Origin of the sequence: Celerinatantimonas sediminis (genome assembly GCF_046054195.1) — a bacterium.
Classification (GTDB): Bacteria; Pseudomonadota; Gammaproteobacteria; order Enterobacterales; family Celerinatantimonadaceae; genus Celerinatantimonas.
Genome location: NZ_JBEQCS010000005.1, coordinates 154,858 through 178,917, shown reverse-complemented (window position 1 = coordinate 178,917; position 24,060 = coordinate 154,858). Strand labels below are relative to the sequence as shown.

22 protein-coding genes are annotated in these 24,060 nt (G+C 48.0%); 14 read left to right on the top strand and 8 right to left on the bottom strand.

All coding sequences use genetic code 11. The features are described from left to right. Positions 1–15: 15 nt before the first annotated feature. From ABTQ23_RS08260 to ABTQ23_RS08225, 8 genes are all read right to left on the bottom strand, one after another. Positions 16–1,008, bottom strand: a complete 993-nt coding sequence (locus ABTQ23_RS08260; protein WP_408615217.1) for a tetratricopeptide repeat protein — start codon at positions 1,006–1,008, stop codon at positions 16–18. 137 nt (positions 1,009–1,145) lie between these two features. Next, the gene (locus tag ABTQ23_RS08255) at positions 1,146–3,221 is read right to left on the bottom strand and encodes a sigma 54-interacting transcriptional regulator (RefSeq protein WP_408615216.1); all 2,076 of its coding nucleotides are present in this window, start codon (positions 3,219–3,221) and stop codon (positions 1,146–1,148) included. Positions 3,222–3,442: 221 nt separating this feature from the next. Then, a complete protein-coding gene (hypE, locus tag ABTQ23_RS08250) occupies positions 3,443–4,459 on the bottom strand; it encodes a hydrogenase expression/formation protein HypE (protein ID WP_408615215.1) in 1,017 nt (338 codons plus the stop codon). Continuing rightward, positions 4,444–5,574: a hydrogenase formation protein HypD gene (gene hypD, locus ABTQ23_RS08245; RefSeq protein ID WP_408615214.1), complete on the bottom strand. Its 1,131-nt coding sequence runs from the start codon at positions 5,572–5,574 to the stop codon at positions 4,444–4,446. Before hypD ends, hypE begins: the two co-directional genes overlap by 16 nt. Next, positions 5,561–5,857 carry a HypC/HybG/HupF family hydrogenase formation chaperone gene (hypC, locus tag ABTQ23_RS08240; RefSeq protein WP_408615212.1) on the bottom strand — a complete coding sequence of 99 codons (297 nt, stop codon included), beginning with the start codon at positions 5,855–5,857 and terminating at the stop codon, positions 5,561–5,563. The genes hypD and hypC overlap by 14 nt, the downstream gene beginning before the upstream one ends. Then, positions 5,848–6,762, bottom strand: coding sequence for a hydrogenase nickel incorporation protein HypB (gene hypB / locus ABTQ23_RS08235; protein ID WP_408615211.1), 915 nt, complete (start codon positions 6,760–6,762; stop codon positions 5,848–5,850). Before hypB ends, hypC begins: the two co-directional genes overlap by 10 nt. Before the next feature lie 44 nt (positions 6,763–6,806). Continuing rightward, on the bottom strand, positions 6,807–7,151 hold the full coding sequence (hypA, locus tag ABTQ23_RS08230; protein WP_408615209.1) for a hydrogenase maturation nickel metallochaperone HypA: 345 nt from the start codon (positions 7,149–7,151) through the stop codon (positions 6,807–6,809). Between the two features lie 261 nt (positions 7,152–7,412). Next, a complete protein-coding gene (locus ABTQ23_RS08225; RefSeq protein ID WP_408615208.1) occupies positions 7,413–7,598 on the bottom strand; it encodes a hypothetical protein in 186 nt (61 codons plus the stop codon). A gap of 20 nt (positions 7,599–7,618) precedes the next feature. On the opposite strand from ABTQ23_RS08225, the gene ABTQ23_RS08220 reads away from it, so the two are divergent. The 14 genes from ABTQ23_RS08220 to hypF all read left to right on the top strand — a co-directional run bounded on the left by ABTQ23_RS08220 (position 7,619) and on the right by hypF (position 24,057). Next, positions 7,619–8,239, top strand: coding sequence for a 4Fe-4S dicluster domain-containing protein (locus ABTQ23_RS08220; protein WP_408615207.1), 621 nt, complete (start codon positions 7,619–7,621; stop codon positions 8,237–8,239). Then, complete coding sequence (hyfB, locus tag ABTQ23_RS08215) at positions 8,236–10,260, top strand: hydrogenase 4 subunit B (RefSeq protein ID WP_408615206.1); 2,025 nt, start codon at positions 8,236–8,238, stop codon at positions 10,258–10,260. Before ABTQ23_RS08220 ends, hyfB begins: the two co-directional genes overlap by 4 nt. Before the next feature lie 11 nt (positions 10,261–10,271). Further along, a complete protein-coding gene (locus ABTQ23_RS08210; protein ID WP_408615205.1) occupies positions 10,272–11,216 on the top strand; it encodes a respiratory chain complex I subunit 1 family protein in 945 nt (314 codons plus the stop codon). A gap of 21 nt (positions 11,217–11,237) precedes the next feature. Next, the gene (locus ABTQ23_RS08205) at positions 11,238–12,677 is read left to right on the top strand and encodes a hydrogenase 4 subunit D (protein WP_408615274.1); all 1,440 of its coding nucleotides are present in this window, start codon (positions 11,238–11,240) and stop codon (positions 12,675–12,677) included. Between the two features lie 9 nt (positions 12,678–12,686). Beyond that, positions 12,687–13,334, top strand: a complete 648-nt coding sequence (gene hyfE / locus ABTQ23_RS08200) for a hydrogenase 4 membrane subunit (protein WP_408615204.1) — start codon at positions 12,687–12,689, stop codon at positions 13,332–13,334. Positions 13,335–13,340: 6 nt separating this feature from the next. After that, positions 13,341–14,921, top strand: coding sequence for a hydrogenase 4 subunit F (locus tag ABTQ23_RS08195; protein ID WP_408615203.1), 1,581 nt, complete (start codon positions 13,341–13,343; stop codon positions 14,919–14,921). Then, the gene (locus ABTQ23_RS08190; RefSeq protein WP_408615202.1) at positions 14,914–16,635 is read left to right on the top strand and encodes a hydrogenase large subunit; all 1,722 of its coding nucleotides are present in this window, start codon (positions 14,914–14,916) and stop codon (positions 16,633–16,635) included. The genes ABTQ23_RS08195 and ABTQ23_RS08190 overlap by 8 nt, the downstream gene beginning before the upstream one ends. An 18-nt stretch (positions 16,636–16,653) precedes the next feature. After that, a complete protein-coding gene (locus ABTQ23_RS08185) occupies positions 16,654–17,202 on the top strand; it encodes a formate hydrogenlyase complex iron-sulfur subunit (protein WP_408615201.1) in 549 nt (182 codons plus the stop codon). Further along, positions 17,199–17,969 (top strand): NADH-quinone oxidoreductase subunit B family protein, encoded by a 771-nt coding sequence (locus tag ABTQ23_RS08180; RefSeq protein WP_408615200.1) that lies wholly within the window; start codon positions 17,199–17,201, stop codon positions 17,967–17,969. The genes ABTQ23_RS08185 and ABTQ23_RS08180 overlap by 4 nt, the downstream gene beginning before the upstream one ends. Further along, complete coding sequence (gene hycH / locus ABTQ23_RS08175; protein ID WP_408615199.1) at positions 17,966–18,370, top strand: formate hydrogenlyase maturation protein HycH; 405 nt, start codon at positions 17,966–17,968, stop codon at positions 18,368–18,370. The genes ABTQ23_RS08180 and hycH overlap by 4 nt, the downstream gene beginning before the upstream one ends. Next, the gene (gene hycI, locus ABTQ23_RS08170) at positions 18,363–18,857 is read left to right on the top strand and encodes a hydrogenase maturation peptidase HycI (protein WP_408615198.1); all 495 of its coding nucleotides are present in this window, start codon (positions 18,363–18,365) and stop codon (positions 18,855–18,857) included. The genes hycH and hycI overlap by 8 nt, the downstream gene beginning before the upstream one ends. A gap of 179 nt (positions 18,858–19,036) precedes the next feature. Beyond that, a complete protein-coding gene (gene hydN / locus ABTQ23_RS08165) occupies positions 19,037–19,579 on the top strand; it encodes an electron transport protein HydN (RefSeq protein ID WP_408615197.1) in 543 nt (180 codons plus the stop codon). A 17-nt stretch (positions 19,580–19,596) separates the two neighbouring features. Continuing rightward, on the top strand, positions 19,597–21,759 hold the full coding sequence (gene fdhF, locus ABTQ23_RS08160) for a formate dehydrogenase subunit alpha (protein WP_408615196.1): 2,163 nt from the start codon (positions 19,597–19,599) through the stop codon (positions 21,757–21,759). Positions 21,760–21,765: 6 nt separating this feature from the next. Next, a complete protein-coding gene (gene hypF, locus ABTQ23_RS08155; RefSeq protein WP_408615195.1) occupies positions 21,766–24,057 on the top strand; it encodes a carbamoyltransferase HypF in 2,292 nt (763 codons plus the stop codon). Positions 24,058–24,060 lie beyond the last annotated feature (3 nt).

The window sequence follows — 24,060 nt, the reverse complement described above, 5'->3', positions numbered from 1 at the left end:
TTTTTATCATCTGGGTTAGCGGTTTAAACTCTCGGATGTTTGCCAACTCACACTGCCAATATGGTTCGAGCGTTTCAGTGCCAGTAACCGCAGCAGTGGCTTGGCATGCTCTTCAAGGTTAACCACTTGTTCGGGCAGCAGTTGGTTCACTAATGCCGCGCAGCGGGCCACCGTGCTATCACTGCGGTCGGACTCAATCATTGTGATATAAGCCCAGTAATAGGCATTTTCTAACTGATTTGGGTCTTGCTCCTGCATCAGTGAGAGTCGCATTGCAGCCGCCACTTGGCCATTTTGTTCTGCAACCTGTTGATAAAGTTGCTGCGCTTTTTGGCTATCTGCTTTGATTCCGATGCCATATTCATAGCAATAGGCAAGATTGAGTCGGGAAAACCAATCTTGATTATTGGCGCCGCGAATAAAATAACTAAGCGCCTCTTCGGTGTCATAACATGGGCTATCAGGACAGCTATAAATAAAGCCCAGCAAACCATAAGCAGCGGGATCTTCAAGAGTGACAGATAAGCTTAATTGTTCAATTGCTTTGGCAAAGTTAGGTTCGTTTTTTTGGGTTAGCCAACAACGCGCCGCCCAACAGGCATAAGGCGATTGAACCCGCCGAGCTTTTTTCTCTAGCCAGCGCCGCGCCCGCCATTTGCGCCCTAAGATCAAAAAGCCGATATCAAAGCTTAATAACCCTAACAGATAATTACGCCACACAGCTTGCGGATGATAATGGCTATCGGTTGCGTCGCTATCGCTCCAAGCCAGTAATAGCTTGTTTTCGTTTTCTCTGGCATGGGGATTATCAGCCAAATTTGGCCCTTTACTGACCTGCACAAAGTCGTGAATCACGTAAATAATCACCAAAAAACAAAGCACTGGCACAATTAGCAGGCCACCACCAAAAGAGTGCAATTCACGGATGTAATAAAGCAGATACGTCTGCGTAGAAGCAATGGCGATCGCCGCAGCTAGCAGCAAGATGCCGACAACAATGAGTTTCATAACTATTTTTAACTTAATGCAGAAGGGAGCGAGCCTAGCATTTTTTTAACACCAAGCCACTAATTTTCGCTAACAGAGATTAATCTACCTGCGCACGAAATAACCGACAAGCTTTTTTACTCTTTTTTGTCAGGTTGTTAGCAAGATTCATCGGTAAGGACCGCATTTTTGTCAATTCCTAAGCGTTTCATTCGCGACAGTAAGGTTGTGCGTTTTACGCCTAGTTTTTGCGCTGCACCGCGAGGGCCTGCCACGATTCCATTGGTTGCTTTTAAGGCGCTGATAATCTGGTCGTACTGGTGGTGATCAGGTTTTGGCTCTGGCATAACTTTGTGGCTAAATGAGCTAAAGTCAAACTCACTTTGAATATTAAGCTCTGGCGGTAAGCAAAGTTCTCGACCTGGCGAGAGTAACACTGCGCGTTCAACCACATTTTCTAACTCACGCACATTGCCCGGCCATGGATGCTGCTGGAGCTGTTGGAGCACTTTGGCTGGAATACTGTTAATTTCTCGGCCCAAACGGCGCGCCGCTTTAAAAGCAAAAAACTTAACTAATGTCGGAATGTCTTCGAGGCGTTCTCGAAGTGGCGGCAGACGTACCGGGAACACATTGAGCCGATAGAAGAGATCGCTGCGAAAGCTTTTATCTTCAACCATCTGTTTGAGATCTCGATTGGTTGCCGCGATAAGGCGAACATCGACCTGAATCAGTTTGCTACCACCGAGTCGTTCAAATTCTTGCTCTTGGAGAACTCGTAATAGTTTGGGTTGCAACTCAAGCGGCATATCGCCTATTTCATCTAAAAATAGGCTGCTTTGATGGGCTAGCTCAAAGCGGCCTGCTCGGCTGGTGCTCGCGCCAGTAAAAGCGCCTTTTTCATGACCAAATAGATCGCTCTCTAATAAGCCGGCAGGCATGGCGGCGCAGTTCATTTTGATCATGCGTTTGCCATTGCGTGGACTCAGTTGATGAATCGCTTTGGCAAATAACTCTTTACCAGTTCCGGTTTCGCCTAATAGTAATACGCTGCAGTCGGTTTTCGCGACGATCTCTATCTGTTTCATCACATCACTGATAGCACTGCTGCGACCGATGATTTGATCAAACTGATGATCGATCTGGTCGATTTGCTCACTTAAATAGTGATTTTCATGCACCAACTGTTCTTTAAGTGATTTGATCTGCTGATAGGCGCGGGCATTATCGATGGCGATTCCGACGCGTTCAGCGATTTGCTCAAGCAGATCGAGCCGATTTTGGCTAAAACTGTTGGTATTTGGTTCGCCATGGGCCACTTTTAAAACGCCGCAGACTTTGCCTGCATAGATAATTGGCAGTAATCCTAGTTGATGAGATGAGGCCGGCCACAAATCAAACAGCTTTTGCTCTGAGAGCGCCATATCATCATCACTGTTAAGCGAGTGAAGTGAGCGTTTGGCATGTTCAAAAACGTGGCGACTTTGACTTTTGTTACTCAGTGAGCGCTGTTCACACAGCGATATCTCCTGAGAGTTAAAAAAGAAGGTGCTGTAGCTGATGTTATGTTTAGGTTCGGTATCTGGCAGCGTGATGGTAATGGCATCAAGGGCAAAATAGCGGTGGATTTCTCGGGCTATCTGCAAAATCACTTTATCTAACTCGCGTTGGGCTAGCACCGAATTGGTGACATTGACTAACACATGAAAGTCATCGCGCTGCTGACACAACTGATTTTCCTGATAACGCAGTTCAACGTGCGATTGCAAGTGAGCCAGCGCAATGGATAATGAATGGGTCAGCACTTGGGTGTCTTCAAAGGGCTTTTCACTTAAGATTTCACACAAGTTATAACGGCCCTGAGTATCAACCAGTGGCAGGGCTGCATAGTAATTAAATTCAGGATAGTTAGCCTGTTGATAGAGCGCCGGATAGCGTTGGATAAACTCTTCACGGCTCAGTTTTAGAACTTGTCGAGTCGTTTGAATCTGATGCAGCGGGCCATTTTCAAATAATCCGGGCTGTTCAAAGCTGCGGTATTTTGGGTCATAAATATGCCAACTCAATTGCTCAGAGCCAGAAACCAATAATGTTGGTTGGCAATGCGCCGGGTGCGCCGCTAACTTCTGCTGCAGGCAACCCAAGAACTCCTCGATAGTAAATTGCTCAAGGAGCTGATGAGTCAAATCCAGCCAAAATGTCGATTGCGTATGATCGTTGGTTGTTATGAACATGACTATCTCGCTGAAGCATATATGAGCACAGAACAGCTGCCTTAAATACCCGCCACAGCGTCACTATTTAAGACCATCTGTTCTTAAGGCAATAGGTTCGAAATAGCCGATTTGATGATAATGAAACATCTCTACTATGCGCGTAAATCAGCCATATCGATAAAGCCATATTATTTGTAAGGCATTATATCGATTTGGTGTGTTCAATAACCGAAACTTGATCAACAAATACGCGGAAGAGGCTCAAAATAAGGTAGATCTAAGGTGCGCACAACCCCATAAGCGCCTTTAACGCGAACGCCTGATTTTGTCTGAACCTTGCCGATGACAGCTGCATTAGTGCCTAAATGGTGCTGGTGGAGCGCATTTAACACCTGCTCGGTTGCGCTATTTTTGCAGATAATAACCAGCTTACCTTCATTGGCCAGATTAAGTGGGTCAAGCCCTAATAACTCGCACATGCCGCGAACCGCATCACTGATAGGCAATTGCGTTTCACTCACTTCAAAGCCAAGTCCACTGGCTTTGGTAAATTCGTGCAAAATAGCATTTACGCCGCCACGGGTGGCATCGCGTAAGGTATGAACACCTTCAATGTGAATCAGTGGTTCAACCAAGGGCCAGAGCAGGGCACAATCGCTTTGCAACGCATCGCCCAAACCTAAGTTTTCGCGCTGGTTTAAAATAGCGCCGCCGTGATCGCCCAATGTGCCGGTGACAATAATGTCATCTGTTGCACTAATCTGTTCCATGCCCCACTGCACGCGAGCATCAATCACACCAATGCCAGTGGTGTTGATAAATAATTTATCAGCACAGCCTCGACCCACAACTTTGGTATCTCCAGTGACAATCTGAATGTTGGCCTCTTGAGCGGTTTTTGCCATACTCTGAATGATTTTTTCTAAACGAGCGATAGCAAACCCTTCTTCTAAAATTAAGCTGCAGGTCAGATATTGAGCGCAAGCGCCGCCCACTGCTAGATCGTTCGCGGTGCCACAAATGGCCAATTTGCCGATATCACCACCTGGAAACTCTAAAGGGTCAATCACAAAGCTATCGGTGGTCATCGCCAACGTGCCAGCCCCTGAGCTCATGGATGACAGCGCGAGTCGGGCCTGATCTTCACCACGACGCAAATAGGGGTTATCAAACTGTTTAACGAGCAGATTTTCAATTAACTGGCCCATTGCTTGGCCGCCACTGCCGTGCGCTAAGGTAATTACATCGCTGGACATTCATCCTCCAAAGCATATTGATAACAGGCTGCACACGCGCCTTCTGATGACACCATTAATGCTCCAACTGGTTGTTTGGGGGAGCATTGTTTGGCAAATAATGGGCAGTGTTGAGGTTTACATTTACCCGTTAACACATCACCGCAGCGAGCGCCACTTTGCTCACTGACGTCATACTGGCGCGGAGCGAATTTTATCTCCGCATCAAACTGGGCAAAGTCATCACTAAAGCGCATTCCTGATTTAGCAATACTTCCAAGCCCTCGCCATTGGCTTGATTGTTTAAGCGTAAAGACTTTAGCAATCGCATCTTGAGCTTGGCGATTACCTTCACTGCGCACCACTCGGGCATATTGATTTTCGACGCTGCATCGCCCTTGGGCAATCTGTTCGACAATCATCAAAACGCTCTGGAGCATATCAACGGGTTCAAAGCCACTGACCACCAATGGACAGTGATACTGCTGACATAATGGCTGATAGGCATCTGCGCCGATAATCATCGACACGTGGCCTGGACCAAGGAGCGCATCAATTTGTTGATCTGGCGAACTGAGCAGCTCGTTGAGTGTTGGAATAATAGTAATGTGCTGACAAAACCCAAATAGATTGGAAAGTTTAAGTGCCTTGGCTTTGATAAACGTCATCGCTGTGGCGGGCATGGTGGTTTCAAAGCCCAAGGCAAAGAACACCACTGCTCGTGATGGATTTTCTTTGGCAATTTTAAGCGCATCGAGCGGGGAGTAAATCATCCTGACATCGGCGCCTTCACGGCGCGCGTCTAGCAATGAGCCATGGCTACCGGGTACTCGCATGGCATCGCCAAAGGTTAAAAAAATCACCTCGCTGTGGTGAGCTATCTCGATGCAACTGTCGATGCGCCCCATCGGCAATACGCAAACCGGACAACCTGGCCCGTGAATAAAATCAATACTCTCGGGCAGCAGTTTATCTAGGCCAAAGCGAAAAATAGCGTGTGTGTGGCCGCCGCAGACTTCCATAATTCGAAGTGGTGAGCGTGCGCTATAGCGGCTGAGTGTTGCCATCTTTGAATTGATCAGCGCGAGAGTTTTTTGAACTTTATCTGCATCGCGATATTCATCAATCCAGCGCATAGCTGCCACCGCCATTATTTAAAAAGGCGCCTACATCACTTTCTAGCTCACACATTTGCTCAAGCGTTGCGAGTGTTTCTTTGGCTTGTTGCTCATCTAATACGCTCATGGCAAAGCCCACGTGAACGAGGACCCACTGGCCAAGTCGCGACTGGCCGTTTTCATCGCAGCTGCCAATCAGAGATAGATCGACTTCACGCCGAGCGCCGCCTACGGCGATAATGCCGATATCTGGCTGGTTGTCATCCAAGGCAATCAGCTGCGCTGGTGTTCCTATGCACATTGTTGCGCCTCCAACCAGCTCATCCACTCATCTATCCCTTCCCCAGTGGTGGCGCTAATAGGGATGATAGTTAACTCAGGATTAACCTGATGGGCATATTCCATACATTGCCTAAGATTAAAATTAACGTGTTCTAACAAATCCGTTTTATTAATCAACAGTAATGAAGAAGCTGCAAACATATGCGGGTATTTCAGTGGTTTATCTTCACCTTCAGTTACTGATAATAAGGCGACTTTGTGTTTTTCACCTAAATCAAAATCAGCTGGGCAAACCAAGTTTCCGACATTTTCGATAAAAACGTAGCTGCCATCGGTTGGTTCGAGTCGATGCAGCGCATCGTGGATCATTTGCGCATCCAGATGACAGCCTTTGCCGGTGTTAATTTGCAGCGCTGGTGCCCCAGTTGTTTCAATGCGATGTGCATCATTTTGAGTTTGCTGGTCACCTTCAATGACATAACAAGAATGCTCTGGTAGCAGGCGTTTAAGCGTTTCAACTAGCAAGGATGTTTTGCCCGAACCTGGGCTTGAGACGAAATTGAGCGCTAAGAGTTGATGGCTGGCAAAATGCTCCCGGTTATGGGCAGCTTGCAGATTATTCTTCGCCAGCACTTGCTGCTCAATATTAATGGTGCGCTTTACGCCGGTAACATTGGGTTGAGATGTCTCGGTGCTTGGTGCGTCCACATGGTAATGAATGTGGTGGTGCACATCCCCGTGGTGGTAATAATGGTGGTGTACTTCGATGTAACTGGCTTTTTGCGAGTCATCGTGGTGGTGATGGGCATGAGCTTCGTGATGATGATCATGTTCATGTTCATGTTCATGCTCGCTTTCATGATGGTGATGGGCGCTGTCATACATTTCGACATCGCCTTCACCACAACCGCAAGTACTACACATATTGGATCCTTAAAGACCTCTGCGTCTTTTTTCTCAATAACGATTTAAATAATTTCGATTCGCTCTATGGTGACGTCATTGTCGGCATCGATATTTAAGTCATGGCTGCCACAGTGCGGGCAAACCTTCACCATCGACGAAAGCAGTTCGACTTCTTTTTGGCAATGGTTACAAAAGCAGTGAGCCGTTTGTAACTCAAGATGCAGTTTGCAGCCATCGGCCAGCGTTTCCCGGCAGACCAGCTCAAAACAAAAATCCATCGCAGCTGGTTCAACACATGAAAATGCGCCCACCCTTAGCCAAACATCGGTAATCGCTCTAGCGCCATTGGCGCGAGCAAATTGCTCAACTGTTTCGATGGTTTGTTGGCAAAGTGTAATTTCATGCATGGAACGTCTCGAAAAACAAAAACAACTTACATCTGATTTAGCAAAACCAGTGCCAAACTCTTAGCGCTCATGCTACGCCAAGCTTATGGCTGTCGAGTTGATGCGTAACAAGTTCTTTTTAAATGCATCTTTAAAACCAATAACCAATTGAAATAAAAGTATTTTATTTGATTTTATCGGGTTGGTGCGAAAAATGCTGCATCTACCATGAAAGATGATTTGCTCGTGCAAATTACGCAATGTCAGTCACAAGTGAATGACCTAAAAGCTGTGAGTTAGCAGGCCTTTAAATACTGGCCAGGTCCCGTCAGTCGTGCGCTGATTCACCGCTTCAGGCTCAGACGTTAAGGCGCGGAAAAATGACGTTGATGTGTCGACAAAAATGTCATCTGTGGTGATCTCGTCAGAAATGACGACTGCCAGATCCCCAAGCCAATGTGACGTCAAGCTAAGCAAAGAGAGAGATTATGAACCGTTTTGTAATTGCTGATCCGAGCTTGTGTATCGGCTGCAATACCTGCATGGCGGCGTGTTCCCAGACACACCTTCAGCAAGGATTGCAGGGCGAGCCCAGGTTAAAGGTGATGCGCACCGAGCAGGAATCTGCTCCGCAGATGTGCCATCAGTGTGAAGATGCGCCATGTGCGACTGTTTGTCCGGTGGGCGCTATCCGCCGTGAAAATGATGCCATTGTGCTCAATGAGAGCCTTTGTATCGGTTGTAAATTGTGTGCCATTGCCTGTCCATTTGGGGTGGTTACGATAAGTGGCTCTCGGCCCGTTGATATTCCCGATGATGTCGCCACCGATAAAGCACCTTTGCCTGAGCGTGAAACCTTGCCTGTCAGTTCGTTGCTCGATTGGCACAAAGGCGTGCGCGCGGTTGCCGTGAAATGTGATTTGTGCGCCTTTAGTGACCAGGGGCCAGCATGTATTTCAACCTGTCCTACCGGGGCCATTATTGAAGTAAGCGAAGCGGCAATTGCCCAATCAAATGAACGCAAACGCATTCAGGCAGCACTTCCGCAGGCCAATCAGCTGGTTATTACCTCATTGCACGATAAACCTGTTTCTGGAGGGCAAAAATGAATCATTCGCTAGCCTTGCTCATGGTTGCTCTGGGCTTGTTTATGATAAGTGCGCTGGTATCGCTGTGTTTGCCAAAATTGGAAGCCTTGGCGATTCGTTTAAGTGGTTGTTTAACCGCGCTGGCAGGTGTTGTTGCTATTGTCGCGATTTGGCCAGTGCTGATTCACACCCAAGTGGTGAATGCCCAGTGGGCTGGACCATTTGCCCAATTTGCCCATTTAACCGTGCGCTTGGATGCTCTGGCCGCGTTTATGGTGTTGGTGATTAGCTTATTGGCAACCATCTCGGCGATCTATTCGATTGGTTATCTTGAACATTATCGCGGTCGCGGCGCTTGGGCGCTGGGCTTTTTTATGAATATCTTTATTGCCTCGATGATAGCGCTAGTGATTGTTGATAATGCCTTTTATTTCATCGTGTTATTTGAGGCTATGTCGTTATCATCCTATTTTCTGGTGATTGGCGAACAAGATGAATCCTCAGTTAGTGCGGGCTTTTTATATTTTCTGATTGCCCATGCCGGCTCCGTGCTCATTATGCTGTCGTTCTTCTTGATGTATCGCGGTTCTGGGAGCCTTGATTTTGCCTCATTTCGACAGTTTCACCCAGGAGCGCTGCAAGCTTCCATTATCTTTTTATTAGCCTTTTTTGGCTTTGGTGCCAAAGCGGGGATGTTGCCGCTGCATGGCTGGCTACCACGGGCTCACCCGGCAGCTCCATCTCATGCTTCAGCAATGATGTCTGGGGTGATGGTTAAAATTGGGATCTTCGGGATTATCAAAGTCGGTGTTGATTTGCTTGGTGCCGAGCAAGCGTGGTGGGGCGTGGTGGTCTTAGCCTTTGGCGCGGTCTCTTCGGTACTCGGCGTGCTTTACGCTCTGGCCGAACATGACATTAAGCGGCTACTTGCTTACCACACAGTTGAAAACATCGGCATTATCCTGATGGGCGTTGGAGCGGGAATGATAGGGATTGCCACTCACCATCCACTGTTGGCGCTGATTGGGTTGCTGGGCGCGTTGTATCACTTAATTAACCATGCGGTATTTAAAGGGTTGTTATTCCTCGGTGCTGGCGCGGTGATTGAGCAGGTGCATACCAAGGATATGGAAAAAATGGGTGGTTTGGCAAAACGGATGCCACACACTGCATTAGCCTTTTTAATCGGTTGTATGGCGATTGCCGCACTGCCACCACTGAACGGGTTTGTCAGTGAATGGTTCACCTATCAATCGTTATTCTCTTTAACTTTACATCACCATATGTGGCTGCAACTGGCCGGTGCCATCGCCATTATTTTGCTGGCGATTACCGGTGCTTTAGCGGCGATGTGTTTTGTCAAAGTCTATGGCGTGAGTTTTTGTGGCCGCGCGAAAAGTGAAGCGGCTGAAAATGCTCATGAAGAAGCGCTTAGTATGCGCATTGCCATGGGATTGCTTGCGCTTTTGTGTGTCGTATTAGGACTGGGTGCATGGAAAATTGCACCGGTGCTCACCTCGATTGCCGCGCAGCTTGCCCACAGTTCGGCAACGACTATTTCGGCCGGTTCTCTGGCGGTTATGCCCGGCAGCCACGCCTTGACGGCGCTGAACGCTCCGCTGTTATTTGTGCTACTGCTAGCGCTGCCATTACTCCCTTTGATTATTGCGGGCGTTTTGCGCCAAGGGCGTCTTGGTTTTCGTCGGCGCGGCGATCCATGGGCTTGTGGTTATGGTTATGAGCAAGAGATGGCTATTTCTGCCAAAAGCTTTGCTCAGCCGTTGCGAGTCTTCTTTAGTGGTTTGTATCAACTGCGTAAAACGCTTGATTTATCACCGCTTCTGCATCGCGGCTTAAGTGGCGCCGAACGTGGGGCCGCCTTCGTTGAACCGGGTTTTGATAATTATTTGGTAATGCCTGTGGTTAGAGCAACGCAGCGTTTGAGCCGGGTTGTGCAATGGATCCAGTTCGGTGATTTTCGTGCCTATTGCTTGTATGTGGTCGTGGCGCTGTTGGTCTTACTGTTTGCGGTCATGCTTTAGGAGAAACACTTATGACACAACATTCTCTGTGGTTTGCTCTGTTATGTGGATTGATTCAGGCGATTATTTTGTTGGTCTTAGCGCCATTTTTCGCCGGATTATCCCGGGTTTTGCGCGCCAAAATGCATACCCGTAAAGGGCCGCCTATCTGGCAGGAATACCGCGATCTGGTCAAATTAATGGCTCGTCAAGAAGTTGCCCCAAGTGGCAGCGGTAGTGCTTTTCGCATCGCGCCGTTTATTTTGTTGGGTACGTTGCTGGTGGTTGCGATGGCGTTGCCAATGATCACCGTGCAGTCCCCATTTTTTGCTGGCGGCGACATTATTACGCTGATTTACCTGTTTGCGATTTTTCGCTTTTTCTTTGCGCTGGCAGGGCTTGATTCAGGCAGTCCTTTTGCTGGAATCGGCGCAAGTCGCGAAATGAACTTAGGCGTTCTGGTCGAACCAACTCTGATGCTCTCGCTGATTGTGGTCGCGCTAATTGCAGGCTCGACCAATATTTCGCTCATTAGTCACACCTTAGCTCAAAGCTGGCAATTTCCAACGGCTACTGCTCTGGCACTTATTGCTTGTGCTTTTGCGGTGTTTATTGAAATGGGCAAAATTCCGTTTGACGTCGCTGAAGCTGAACAGGAGCTTCAAGAAGGCCCGTTGAGTGAATACTCCGGCGTTGGCTTGGCGTTGATGAAATGGAGTTTGAGCCTAAAACAGGTGGTGGTTGCCGCGTTGTTTCTGGCGATTTTTATTCCGTTTGGTAAAAGCGTTTCGCCCACATTTATCGGTGTGATTGGTGGCTTTGTGGCGCTGCTCATTAAATTAGTGGTGGTCTTTGTGCTGGCAGCTCTTGTTGAGAATGCCATGGCCCGAGGCCGGTTTTTGCTAACCGATCGGGTGACCTGGCTGGGATTTGGAATCGCCGCTTTGGCCTTCGTATTTTTCCTGACCGGGATTTAAGCTAAGGAGTTGTTTTTCATGATGATGCATATAGCCCTGGCAACGATGCTCTTGCCGTTTATCGGGGCGCTGTTGATTGCTATTTTACCCAAACGATGTGGGCCTGCGCTCTGTTCGTTATTGGCGTTAGTGGCAACACTGGGAATGGCTTCTTTGGCCTATTTGTTCTGGCAAAATGGCCAGCACGAAACCACCTTGGTTCTCTATCAGATTGGTCATATTCAGCTGTTTGGCTTTCGCTTGGATAAAGTCAGTTTGTTGATTGGCTTTGCGGTGGTCTCACTTGGATTTTTAGTCAGCCTTTACTCATGCGGCTATATGAGTATGGGCAACCGTGAACACCCGCAAACTGGTGATAATCGCTATTGGGCATTTCTGCTGATTTTTATCGGCGCCATGGCCGGTTTAACGCTCTCTTCAACCATTTTGGGTCAGTTGCTGTTTTTCGAAATCACGGGCGGTTGTTCATGGGCTTTGATTGGCTATTACCAAAGCGAAAAATCCTTAAAAGCGGCGCTTAAAGCACTATTAGTGACGCACGTTGCTTCATTGGGATTGTACATCGGTGCTGCGTGGTTATTCGCCAAAACCGGAACGTTCGATTTGGCCGCGATGGCGCAGCTTGATGAGCCAAGCAAACTGGTGGTTATTGGCGGTATTTTATTTGCGGCTTGGGGTAAATCAGCGCAGCTACCAATGCATGTTTGGCTGCCAGATGCGATGGAAGCGCCAACGCCTGTGAGTGCTTATCTGCATGCCGCATCCATGGTTAAAGTCGGGGTGTATATTTTTGCCCGGGCAATTCTCTCAGCTGGAAACGTGCCGCATGTGATTGGTGTCGTTGGCGTTGTCATGGCGGTGATTACACTGATTTATGGCTTCTTTATGTATCTGCCACAAAAAGATATGAAGCGGCTGCTTGCCTACTCAACGATTACTCAGTTGTCCTATATATTTTTGGCGTTGTCACTGTCGATATTCGGCTCGCATGAAGCATTCAACGCTGGGGTTTCTTATATCTTCAACCACGCTTATGCGAAAAGCTTGTTCTTCTTAGTTGCCGGCGCTTTGAGCTACAGCTGCGGGACGCGTTTACTGCCGCGCTTTAAAGGGATGTTGCGCAAATTACCGCTGTTAGGAATTGGTTTTTGCGTGGCCGCGATGGCGGTGACAGGCGTGCCTCCGTTTAACGGCTTCTTTAGTAAATTCCCACTGTTTGCTGCAGGTTTTGCCATCAGTGCCAAACAACTGTGGTTAATTCCGTTGATGATTGTGGTGCTCTTTGAATCGGTCGCAAGCTTTGCGTGGTTCTTGCACTGGTTCGGTAAAACAGTTCCTGGGGAGCCTTCAGAAACCATCGCCAATGCCAGCGAAGTACCCGTTTCAATGAAATTGGTGCTGGTGGTGCTGATCGTTATGTCACTTATTTCGAGCGTAATCGCTGCGCTCTGGTTGCAATAGGAAAGGATTATGACCGGAAGTTATCTTGTCATTCAATTTGCCGGGTTGCTTATCATCACATCGATGTTGGTGATTATTGCCCGGCGGCCAACCACTTCTGCTTGGCTGTATAGCCTGCAGTCGCTGGTGTTGGTGGCCACTTTTATTGCGCTAGGCCATCTGCTTGGCGCAGATGAGCTGTATAAGTGGTCGATTAGTGCCTTTGTCACCAAAGTTCTTTTGGTGCCGGGGATCATGTTATTGGCGCTGCGTAAAATGGACCGCTCTGCTGTGGCACCATTAATTTCAACGCCTGTCCTTGTGGCTATTGCGGTGGTGATTGTTTTAATCAGTTTTGCCGCCGTTGAGCCAGTTACGTTGCCAATGAATCCTGCTCTAAAACCAGTACTGGCTATTTCTTTGGGCCATTTCCTACTGGGTATTTTATGCATCGTTAGTCAGCGCAATATCCTTAAACAGATTTTTGGTTATTGCTTGATGGAAAACGGCGCTCATCTGACGTTGGCGCTGCTGGCCTATCGCGCGCCTGAGTTGGTTGAAATTGGTATTGCCACCGACTCTATTTTTGCGGTCATCGTGATGGTGCTGATGGTGCGTAAGATTTACCGGACATTGAACACGCTCGATGTCCGTCAACTGACACAACTGAAAGGGTGATTGAGGATGAGTAATAATGAACTGATGTTCACCCTGCTGGCCATTCCACTGGTCGCATCGGCGTTAACGTTTGCTTGCCAATGGGTCTTTAGCAATAAGAAGTTTTGGGTAAGTACACTGCATAGCATAGCCATTGTATTACTGCTTATTTTCACCGCTTATGGAACTTGGCAGGTTTATTCTCAGGGCGATATTTTTGCGCTGGGTAACTGGTTTCATATTGATAGTTTAGCGGCTCTGTTTATGGCTATTTTGGGGCTGATTGGTTTTATGACGGGTCTGCATTCGATTGGCTATATGAACCATGAACTCGCTCACGGTGAAGTCAGTGAAAAAACACTGTGTAATTACTATGGGTTGTTCCATCTATTTCTGTTCACGATGCTGCTGGCTATTACCAGCAATAACCTGATTTTGATGTGGGCTGCTGTTGAAGCAACGACGATTAGTTCTGCCTTTTTGGTCGCAATCTATGGCAAACGGACATCGCTTGAAGCAGGTTGGAAGTACATCATTATCTGTACGGTCGGGGTCGCGTTTGGCTTGTACGCAACGATTTTGGTTTATGCCAATGCGGTGCAAGTCATGCCCGACCCGAATCAGGCGATTTTCTATAGCGCTGTGTTGCCATATGCCAAAATGCTTAGCCCAACGCTCATGAAACTGGCGTTTGTCTTTGCACTGATTGGGTTTGGCACCAAAACCGGATTATTTCCAATGCATGCTTGGTTGCCTGATGCGCACAGCGAAGCGGCAAGTCCAACCAGTGCGTTGCTCTCGGCGGTTCTTCTAAACTGTGCATTGCTGATTATCATCCGTTTCCATGTGTTAGTCAGTATCACGATTGGTAGTGCCTTTTCTGAGCATCTATTGTTGATCTTTGGTTTCTTGTCGGTTGCTGTTGCCGCGTTTTTGATTTTGATTCAGCGCGATATGAAACGGCTATTGGCCTATTCAAGTGTTGAAAATATGGGGCTCATTGCTCTTGCACTTGGCATTGGTGGCCCCCTTGGAACACTCGCAGCAATGCTGCATACCTTAAATCACAGTTTGGCTAAAACCTTGTTGTTCTGTGGCAGCGGGAACGTATTGCTCAAATATGGCAGCCGCGACCTGAACGTGGTGAAAGGCGTATTAAGAGCAACCCCTTTAACTGGTGCTTTGCTCGCCGGTGGTGCGCTGGCGCTTGGTGGGATGCCACCGTTTAATGTCTTTTTAAGTGAACTACTGACGGTAACGGCGGGGATTCGAAGTGGCTATCCTTGGTTAACTGGGTTGTTGCTAATTTTGCTAACCATTGTCCTTGCTGGGCTGGTTCGACTGATTGCTAAAGCGATTTTAGGCCCATGTCCTGATTCACTGCCCAAAGGTGAATTGGGCTGGTTAACGACAACGCCAATGGCTCTGTTGCTGGCTCTGATGTTACTGATGGGGACTCATATTCCCCATTCGGTGAGCCAATTATTAACACAGGCTTCTCAGGTGGTGATGCATGTTGAGCCAGCCCCACAAAATCTGGCGGCAAACTCGATTCCGTCGTCTTCTCTTTCTCCCTCAGCTGTATCTTTGGAGTTAACCCGTGACTGATCAATTTTCTCAAAGCACAAAAGGTGCACAGTATCTGGCAAAAGTCAGTGAAAAATTTCCAAATGCTGTGTTAGCCAGTGAATGGCAGACCGCTGACCAGTTGACCATCACGGTCAAACTCAATGCGCTGCCAGATGTCGTCGAATATGTTTACTACCAGCTTGGTGGCTGGCTGTCGGTCCTGTTTGGTAACGATGAGCGTAAACTCAATGGGCATTACGGCCTTTATTACGTGTTATCGATGGAGCAGGGCGAAAAATGTTGGGTCACCATTAAGGTGTTGGTTAACGGTGATGTTCCAGAATTTCCATCGGTGACCCCAAAAGTTCCGGCAGCTGTTTGGGGGGAGCGTGAAGTCCGTGATATGTACGGCATGATCCCTGTCGGATTGCCTGATGAACGCCGCTTAGTGCTGCCCGATGACTGGCCAGAAGATCTCTATCCGCTGCGCAAAGACAGCATGGATTATCGCCAACGCCCAGCACCAACTACTGATCGCGAAACTTATCCTTTTGACAATGAACTGGGCGATGCCAGTAACCGAGTGGTGCCGATTGGGCCGCTGCACGTCACTTCTGACGAACCGGGACATTTTCGCTTATTTGTTGATGGAGAACAGATAGTTGATGCGGATTACCGGTTATTTTATGTACATCGAGGCATGGAAAAACTGGCCGAAACTCGCATGGGCTATAACGAGGTAACCTTCCTTGCCGACCGCGTATGTGGGATCTGTGGGTTTGCCCACAGTACGGCTTATACCACTTCGGTAGAAAATGCGATGGGCATTGTGGTGCCAGATAGGGCTCGAATGATCCGCTCGATTTTACTAGAGATTGAACGGCTCCATAGCCACCTACTGAACCTGGGTTTGGCTTGCCACTTTACCGGTTTTGACTCTGGCTTTATGCAGTTTTTCCGAGTTCGTGAAAAATCGATGAAGATGGCGGAAATTTTAACGGGTGCCCGTAAAACTTATGGGTTGAACCTCATCGGCGGTATTCGCCGCGATATGCTCAAAGATGACATCATCGCGACTCGCAAACTTGCGCAGCAGATGCGCCGGGAAGTGAAAGATCTACTGGATATCATGATGAGCACACCAAATATGGAACAACGTGGGGTCGGCGTTGGTCGTTTGGATCCGCAAATCGCTCGTGATTTTAGTAATGTTGGGCCAATGGTTCGCGCCAGTGGCCATGCGCGTGATACCCGCAGTGACCATCCATTTGCAGGATATGATTTGATGCCAATGGTTGTTCACTCTGAACAGGGCTGCGATGTGATGTCGCGTCTGTTAGTGCGTATTAACGAAGTCTTCACCGCACTTAATCTGATTGATTATGGCTTAGATAACCTGCCGCAGGGACCGCTGATGGTCGAAGGCTTCACTTATCAGCCGCATAAATTTGCGTTGGGATTTTGCGAAGCGCCACGTGGCGATGATATCCATTGGAGCATGACGGGTGATAACCAAAAACTTTATCGCTGGCGATGCCGCGCCGCTACCTATGCGAACTGGCCAACTTTGCGATACATGTTGCGCGGAAACACGGTCTCAGATGCTCCGCTGATTATTGGTAGCCTTGATCCTTGTTATTCATGTACTGACCGGGTGACCTTTATCGATGTGAATAAACGGCGTAGTAAAACGGTTTCTTATAAAGAGGTCGAACGCTATGGCATTGAACGTAAAAATTCACCGCTGAAATAGGGGACCGGAGAGTAAATCATGCTGAAATTTTTTAAAAAAGCACTAAAAACCGGGGTCGTTACTGGAACCGATCCTCTGACACCGCCGGATGTTGATAAAAACTTTCGTGGCAAACCTGAACACGACAGTTCTCAGTGTATCGCCTGTGGCGCGTGTGTGAACGCATGTCCGGCGAATGCCCTGTCAATCAAAACCGATGTGGCCACCGATACCCAGCACTGGTCGTTATTTTTAGGCCGCTGCATTTTCTGTGCGCGCTGTGAAGAGGTTTGCCCAACAGGAGCCATTGAATTGGGGCAAGAGGTGCAGCTTGCTGCTTGGAATAAAGACGACTTATACATGAAAGCGGACTTTCCAATTCAGCATTGTCGTGAATGTGGCAAACCTTTTGCGGTGACCAAAGAGTTGGAATATGCCAAAGAAGTGTTATTGCAAAGTGGTCAATACACTGATGAACAAACGCTGATAGACCAGCTTTATACCTGCCCAGAGTGCAAACGAAAACACAATGTCACACAGTCGCAGCGGGTGCAGATTAGCCGATTATTACGGGAGGTAAAAGCATGAGTGAACTGATTGGACCTCGTGATAGTCAGGGACAACCTATCCCGGTCAGTATTGATGAAACCGTTGCCCAGATGAAACGCACATTGCTCAACCAGATTGGGCGTTCTGCTTATGTTTATCGCGTCGATTGCGGTGGTTGTAACGCCTGCGAAATTGAAATTTTTGCTTCCATTTCGCCACTGTTTGACGCTGAGCGCTTTGGCATTAAAGTCGTTCCCTCGCCAAGGCATGCGGATATCTTACTCTATACAGGGGCGGTAACACGCTCAATGCGAGTGCCCGCACTGCTTGCTTATGATTCAGCGCCGGATCCTAAAATTGTGGTTTCTTATGGCGCCTGTGGTAATAGCGGCGGCATCTTTCACGATCTTTATTGCGTTTGGGGCGGCACCGATAAAATTTTACCCGTTGATGTGTATATTCCAGGTTGCCCACCAACCCCGGCTGCCACTTTATATGGTTTAGCCATGGCGCTGGGTTTATTGGATCAGAAAATTCATGCTCGCGATGCGTCCCTAAATGACGTCAAACCTGCCGAGCTTCGTCACCCTAAAGTTGCGCCAAGCCTGCGCGTTGCTATTGAGCGCAAAGCGCGAGCTCTAGCCGGTTATCGCTATGGTCATCAAATTGCTGATGAGTTTTTAGCACTATTGGTGAAACCGCAGTCAAGCCAAGCGCTTAATCACTTTTTGCAAGAGCGTGATGACCCTCGCTTAACTGAAATTATGACCCAGCTGGCACAATTAACCGATGAGATTCGAGCATGAGTGAAACGGTGACTTTTTTTGCTCTGCGCCGCAAATTTATCGACGAAAAGCAAAGCCCGGCACAAAGCCAGCAACTGGTCTATTACGGGCTAGCAATTGGCCATCATCTCGGGGTTATTGACTGCTTTGAGCCTGAATTTAGCTGTGATTATGACGATTATCAGCGCTGGCTTGCGCTCATTGAAGAGCCCCATGCACACGCCAAATTAGCAGGGTTGCCAAAATACGGCGAAATTATTATCGATGCGTCTCATGTGGTGATGTTGGCCAAGGCACTGAGCGCCATGAATGAAGATTGTGAGGCTCGGTTTCTAAGTTGGCGCGATCAACTCATGCAATTGCTTGAGATGATCCAACAAGAAAAAGCCATTCACTTAATTGTCCGGAGGCTTAATGACTAACGCAACCAAAGCAATTTTATGTGTCGGTAACGACATGATGGGCGATGACGGGGCTGGTGTGCTGGTTGCCAATATGTTGAACGAGCGCAATAGCGATTGGCAGGTTTATGTCGGTGGCAGTTTCCCTGAAGGTGAAAGCGCGGCGATTCGACAATGCGCGCCTAAAACCTTAGTGATTGTCGATGCTACTGAAATGGGCTTGCAGCCTGGCGCCATTCGTCAGATTGACCCGGATATGATTGGTGAAATGATGCTGATGAGTACCCACAGTATGCCGCTTAATTTTCTCATCGATGATCTAAAAGAAGCGGTGGGCGAAGTGGTGATGATTGGCATTCAACCTGACATCGTCGGATTTTGCTATCCCATGACTGAGGCGGTCAAAGATGCCAGTGTCCAGCTGGCGCAATTGCTTAATGACGCCAAAGAACTCTGGCGGCAACTGCCTCCGCTTATCGATGAAATGGCTGACGAGTCTTGTTTATGAGCTTCGTCACCTTCGTCATTTGTGTCGAAATGACGAGAAATTAGGCAATTTTTATTTCATTATTTTTAGTTAATTTATTGAAATATATATAAAAAATAAATTGGCTTGGATTATGTATAGCAAATACAAAATAGCGGTATCCAGGCGTTTTATACCGAATACTAACAATGGGAGTGCTCATGAATCGTTTTATTTTGGCGGATGCAAATAAATGCATCGGCTGTCGGACTTGTGAGGTAGCCTGTGTCGTGGCTCACGATGCTCACGGCGATGTAACCGAAGTTGATCCAATTAATTTCACCCCACGAATTCGAGTTATCAAAGGTGGCAATATCAGCACTGCCACATTATGCCACCAGTGCGAAGATGCTCCTTGCGCGAATGTTTGCCCTAACGGGGCGATTCGTCGCGAAGGTGATTTTGTTCACGTCTTACAAGATCGTTGCATCGGCTGTAAAACCTGTGTTGTGGCTTGCCCTTATGGCGCAATGGAAGTGGTCACTCATCCGGTCGTTCGTAATACCGGAGCGGCAGTGAATGTGGTTGTCGAAAAAGCCGAAGCCAATAAATGTGACCTGTGTTATGACAAACCTGAAGGCCCATCGTGTGTCAGCGTCTGTCCGACCAAAGCTCTGCGGTGTGTCGACCGTAGTGAACTGGCCAAAATGAATGCTGAAAAACGTCGCCGCGCCGCACTCGATGCCAGCGCCTCAATTTTCTAAGATTCCAGGATTTAAAGATGAAAAAAGTAACTACTGTATGTCCTTATTGCGGGGCTGGCTGTAAATTAAATCTGGTCGTTGAAGATGGCAAAATCATTCGTGCCGAAGGGGCTGATGGTGCTACAAACCAAAACGAACTATGCCTAAAAGGCTATTACGGCTGGGATTTCTTAAACGATACTAAATTATTAACTCCTCGTATTCGCGAACCAATGATCCGGCGTAAACGCGGCGAACCATTTGAAGTGGTGAGCTGGGACGAAGCGATTAAATATACTGCTAAGCGCTTAAGCGAAATTAAAGAGCAATATGGTCCTCGCTCGATTATGACCACTGGTTCATCGCGTGGTACTGGTAACGAAACTAACTTCGTGATGCAAAAATTTGCCCGTGCGGTGATTGGTTCAAACAACGTAGACTGCTGTGCTCGTGTTTGCCATGGTCCATCAGTGGCGGGTCTTCGCGAAACGTTAGGTAACGGTGCGATGAGTATTTCAATCTCAGGGATTGAAAAATCAAACTGTTTGCTAGTTTTCGGTTATAACTGCGCTGATTCACACCCAATTGTGGCGCGACGCGTGGTTAAAGCTCGTGAAAACGGCGCTAAAATCATTGTTTGTGACCCTCGTAAAATTGAAACAGCCCGTATTGCCGATCAACATCTGCAACTGCATAACGGCTCAAATATGGCGCTGGTTAACGCCTTCATTCACACCTTGATTGAAGAAAATCTTTACGATAAAGAATACGTTGCCAAATATACCGAAGGGTATGAAAAACTTTGGGACGTCGTAAAAGATTACGCGCCAGAGCAGGTCGAAGAGATTACTGGTGTGCCAGCAGGTGATGTTCGCCAAGCTATGCGCACTTATGCCGCTGCGCCATCTGCGGTCATTATGTGGGGGATGGGCGTGACTCAGTTCGGTCAAGGTACCGAAGTGGTTAAAGGCCTTTCAACTGTTGCTGCATTAACTGGTAACCTTGGCCGAGAAGGCGCAGGGGTAGCTCCTGTTCGTGGCCAGAATAACGTGCAAGGTGGCTGTGACATGGGCGTTCTGCCTGATTTGTTCCCAGGCTATCAAAAAGTGACTGACCCTGCCGTTCGTGAAAAATTTGCGAAAGCTTGGAATATCGACCCTGAAAAAATGGATAAAGAAGTCGGTGTTCGTATTACTCAGGTGCCTCATTTGGCTCTTGAAGGTAAAGTCAAAGCGTATTACATCATGGGTGAAGATCCGCTGCAGACTGAAGCTGACTTAGGGTTGGTTCGTAAAGGGATTGAAGCGCTCGATTTCTTGGTTGTTCAGGATATCTTTATGACCAAAACCGCCGCTCAAGCCGATGTTTTACTGCCAGCAACCTCATGGGGTGAACACGGTGGTGTCTTTACTTGTGCTGACCGTGGCTTCCAACGCTTTGAAAAAGCCATCGAACCTAAATATAACGTCAAACGTGACTGGGAAATCATTTCATTGATCGCCACCGAAATGGGTTATCCAATGCACTATGACGACAACAAACAGATTTGGGATGAATTGCGTGAGCTTTGCCCACTGTACTACGGTGCAACTTACGAAAAAATGGAAGGTTTAGGACACGTTCAGTGGCCATGTACAACACTGGATCATCCTGGAACACCATTCTTGTATAGAGATAACCAGTTCTCCACTCCAAGCCATAAAGCGCAGTTGTTCGCAACGCAATGGCGCGGCCCAGCTGAACGGCCAAGCAAAGATTTCCCACTGGTATTATGTACCGTGCGTGAAGTTGGCCATTACTCGTGCCGGTCAATGAGTGGTAACTGTGCTGCTTTGCGTACTTTGGCGGATGAACCTGGATTTGTGCAGATTAATCCTGAAGATGCAGTCAAACTAGGAGTTGTTGATCAGCAGTTAGTTTGGGTTGAATCGGCTCGCGGTAAAGTGATTACCCGCGCCAATTACAATGACCGCATCAACAAAGGTGCTGTCTATATGACTTACCAGTGGTGGATTGGTGCTTGTAACGAGTTGACTCAAGATAATCTAGACCCAACTTCAAAAACACCTGAAACGAAATACTGTGCGGTGAAAGTTAGTGCCATTGACGATCAGGTTTGGGCTGAAAATCATACAGCGCAAGTCTACAGCGAGTTAAAAGCACGGCTTCGTAATGCAGTCGATCAAGCTGTTGGTGCTTAAATTGGTATGAGTCAGGCGGTTGCGATTCGTATTCAAGGAACGATTCAAGGGGTAGGATTTCGCCCGTTTATTTGGCAGTTGGCTAAGCAGTATCAACTGTCTGGGGATGTGTGTAACGATGGCTCTGGCGTGTTAATCAGAGCCTATCCTATCCCTGACTTGCATCGTTTTACACAGGATTTGCGTATGCATGCACCGCCTTTATCTGATATCCAAAACGTGGGGTGGCAGTTTTTTCACTGGCATCAGCCACCCCCGAATTTTTCCATTCGAGCCAGTTGTCTGGATGGCAGTCAAACCGCGATTGCGCCGGATGCGGCAACGTGTCCTGAGTGTTTAACCGAAATTTTTGACCCAACGAGTCATCGTTACCTTTACCCATTTACAACCTGCACGCACTGTGGCCCACGTTTTAGCGTAATTGAAGCGCTGCCCTATGATCGCGAGCGTACGAGCTTGCGTGAATTTCCCTTGTGTCCGAGTTGCTTAAAAGAGTATCAATCGCCCGATAATCGGCGTTTTCACGCTGAATCAACGGCTTGTCCCGATTGTGGGCCAACGCTTATGTGGCGTTCTCATTGCTCTTTGCCTGCTAATCTGGCTCCACTGGATGCGGCGATTGAGATGCTGCAACAAGGTAAGATTATTTTACTGAAAGGGTTAGGTGGTTTTCATCTGGTGTGTGATGGCACCAATGAGCAAGCTCTGGCAACGCTTCGCCAGAAAAAGCGGCGGATGAGTAAACCATTTGCGCTGATGGTGCCTAATCGTCAGTGGCTGGCCAAGCTTGTGGTGGCGGAGCAACTGGAAGCTGCGCATCAGTTACTGGCCTCAAGTGTTGCGCCCATCGGTTTATTTAAACGCCGAGATGATGCGCCAATTGCCTCTTTAGTGGCACCGATGCTTGATGAGCTAGGTTTAATTTATCCATCAAATCCGCTGCAACACATGCTTTCGCGAGCTCTCAATCGGCCTTTGGTGCTCACCTCTGCAAATCTGTCCGCTCAAGCGCCGATGCTTGATGATGAGCAGGTTTTTAAAGAGCTAGCCTCTGTTTTTGATGGTTTGCTGGGACATAATCGAGCAATTGTTACGCGGGTTGACGACTCACTGCTGCGGCTTGATTCTTCCCAGCAACCGATTATGCTTCGCCGCAGCCGTGGTTATGTGCCACAAAGCTGCAGCATTGATGAATCGCTTCGATTATCTGCTCCATTGTTGGCAATGGGCTCAGATCTTAAAAATACCTTCGCGCTGGCTCGTCAAAATGAGGTGATTTTAAGTGCCCATTTCGGTGATTTAGCACCATTATCGGTGCAAAATCAGTATCAGAGCGCGATTGAACATTATCTGAAACTTTATCAGCTGCATCCGCAATGGATTGTGCTGGACGCACATCCAGGCTACTACAGCCATCAGATAGGGCAAGCTCTGGCAGATAAGCTCGATGCGCAGGTTATTGAGGTCTATCACCACCATGCACATGTGGCAGCCGCGATGGCGGAGGCTCATGTTAAAGCCTCTCACAAAGTGGTTGGAATTTGTCTTGATGGCCTAGGTATGGGCAACGATGGCGCTTTGTGGGGCGGTGAGTGCTTAGTTGCTGACTATCAAGGCTTTGAGCATGTTGGTGGGCTGCCTGCTGTGGCTCTGCCTGGGGGCAATTTAGCCTCACGTCAGCCATGGCGAAATCTATTAGCGCAGTGGCTGGCGTTTGTGCCAGATTGGCAAAAGCGCTGGCCCGAAGAGCTTGCTGATTGCCCAGTCCAACCTTTAAGTGCAGCGATTAAAGCTCAGGTCAATTCGCCTCTGGCAAGCTCAGCTGGCAGGCTGTTTGATGCAGCTGCTGCTTATCTTGGCTGCGCGCCTCACACTCTTGATTATGAAGGACAGGCCGCGATTAGCTTAGAGCAATTAGCCACTCGCATAAGTGATGTTCCAACATCAATGCCAGTTACGCTCATGCAAAAAGGCGCTCGTAAATTTTTAGATATGGCCCGTTTTTGGCAGGCTTGGCTCAATGTGCAGGGTTCAATTTGGCAAAAAGCGTGGCTATTTCATGATGGCTTAGCGCATGGTTTAGCAAACATAGCGCTTCAAGTTGCCAAAGAGCGCGACATTAAGACGATTGTGTTGTGTGGCGGCGTGATGAATAATCTGTTGCTGCGCGAGCGCTTTGAATATTATTTAAAATCTAAACAGATTATATGTGCCCAGCAATATCCGTGTGGTGATGGTGGCCTATCTTTGGGCCAAGCGGTGATAGGCGCCGCTAAATTAAAGGCCCAACAAGTCTAATCG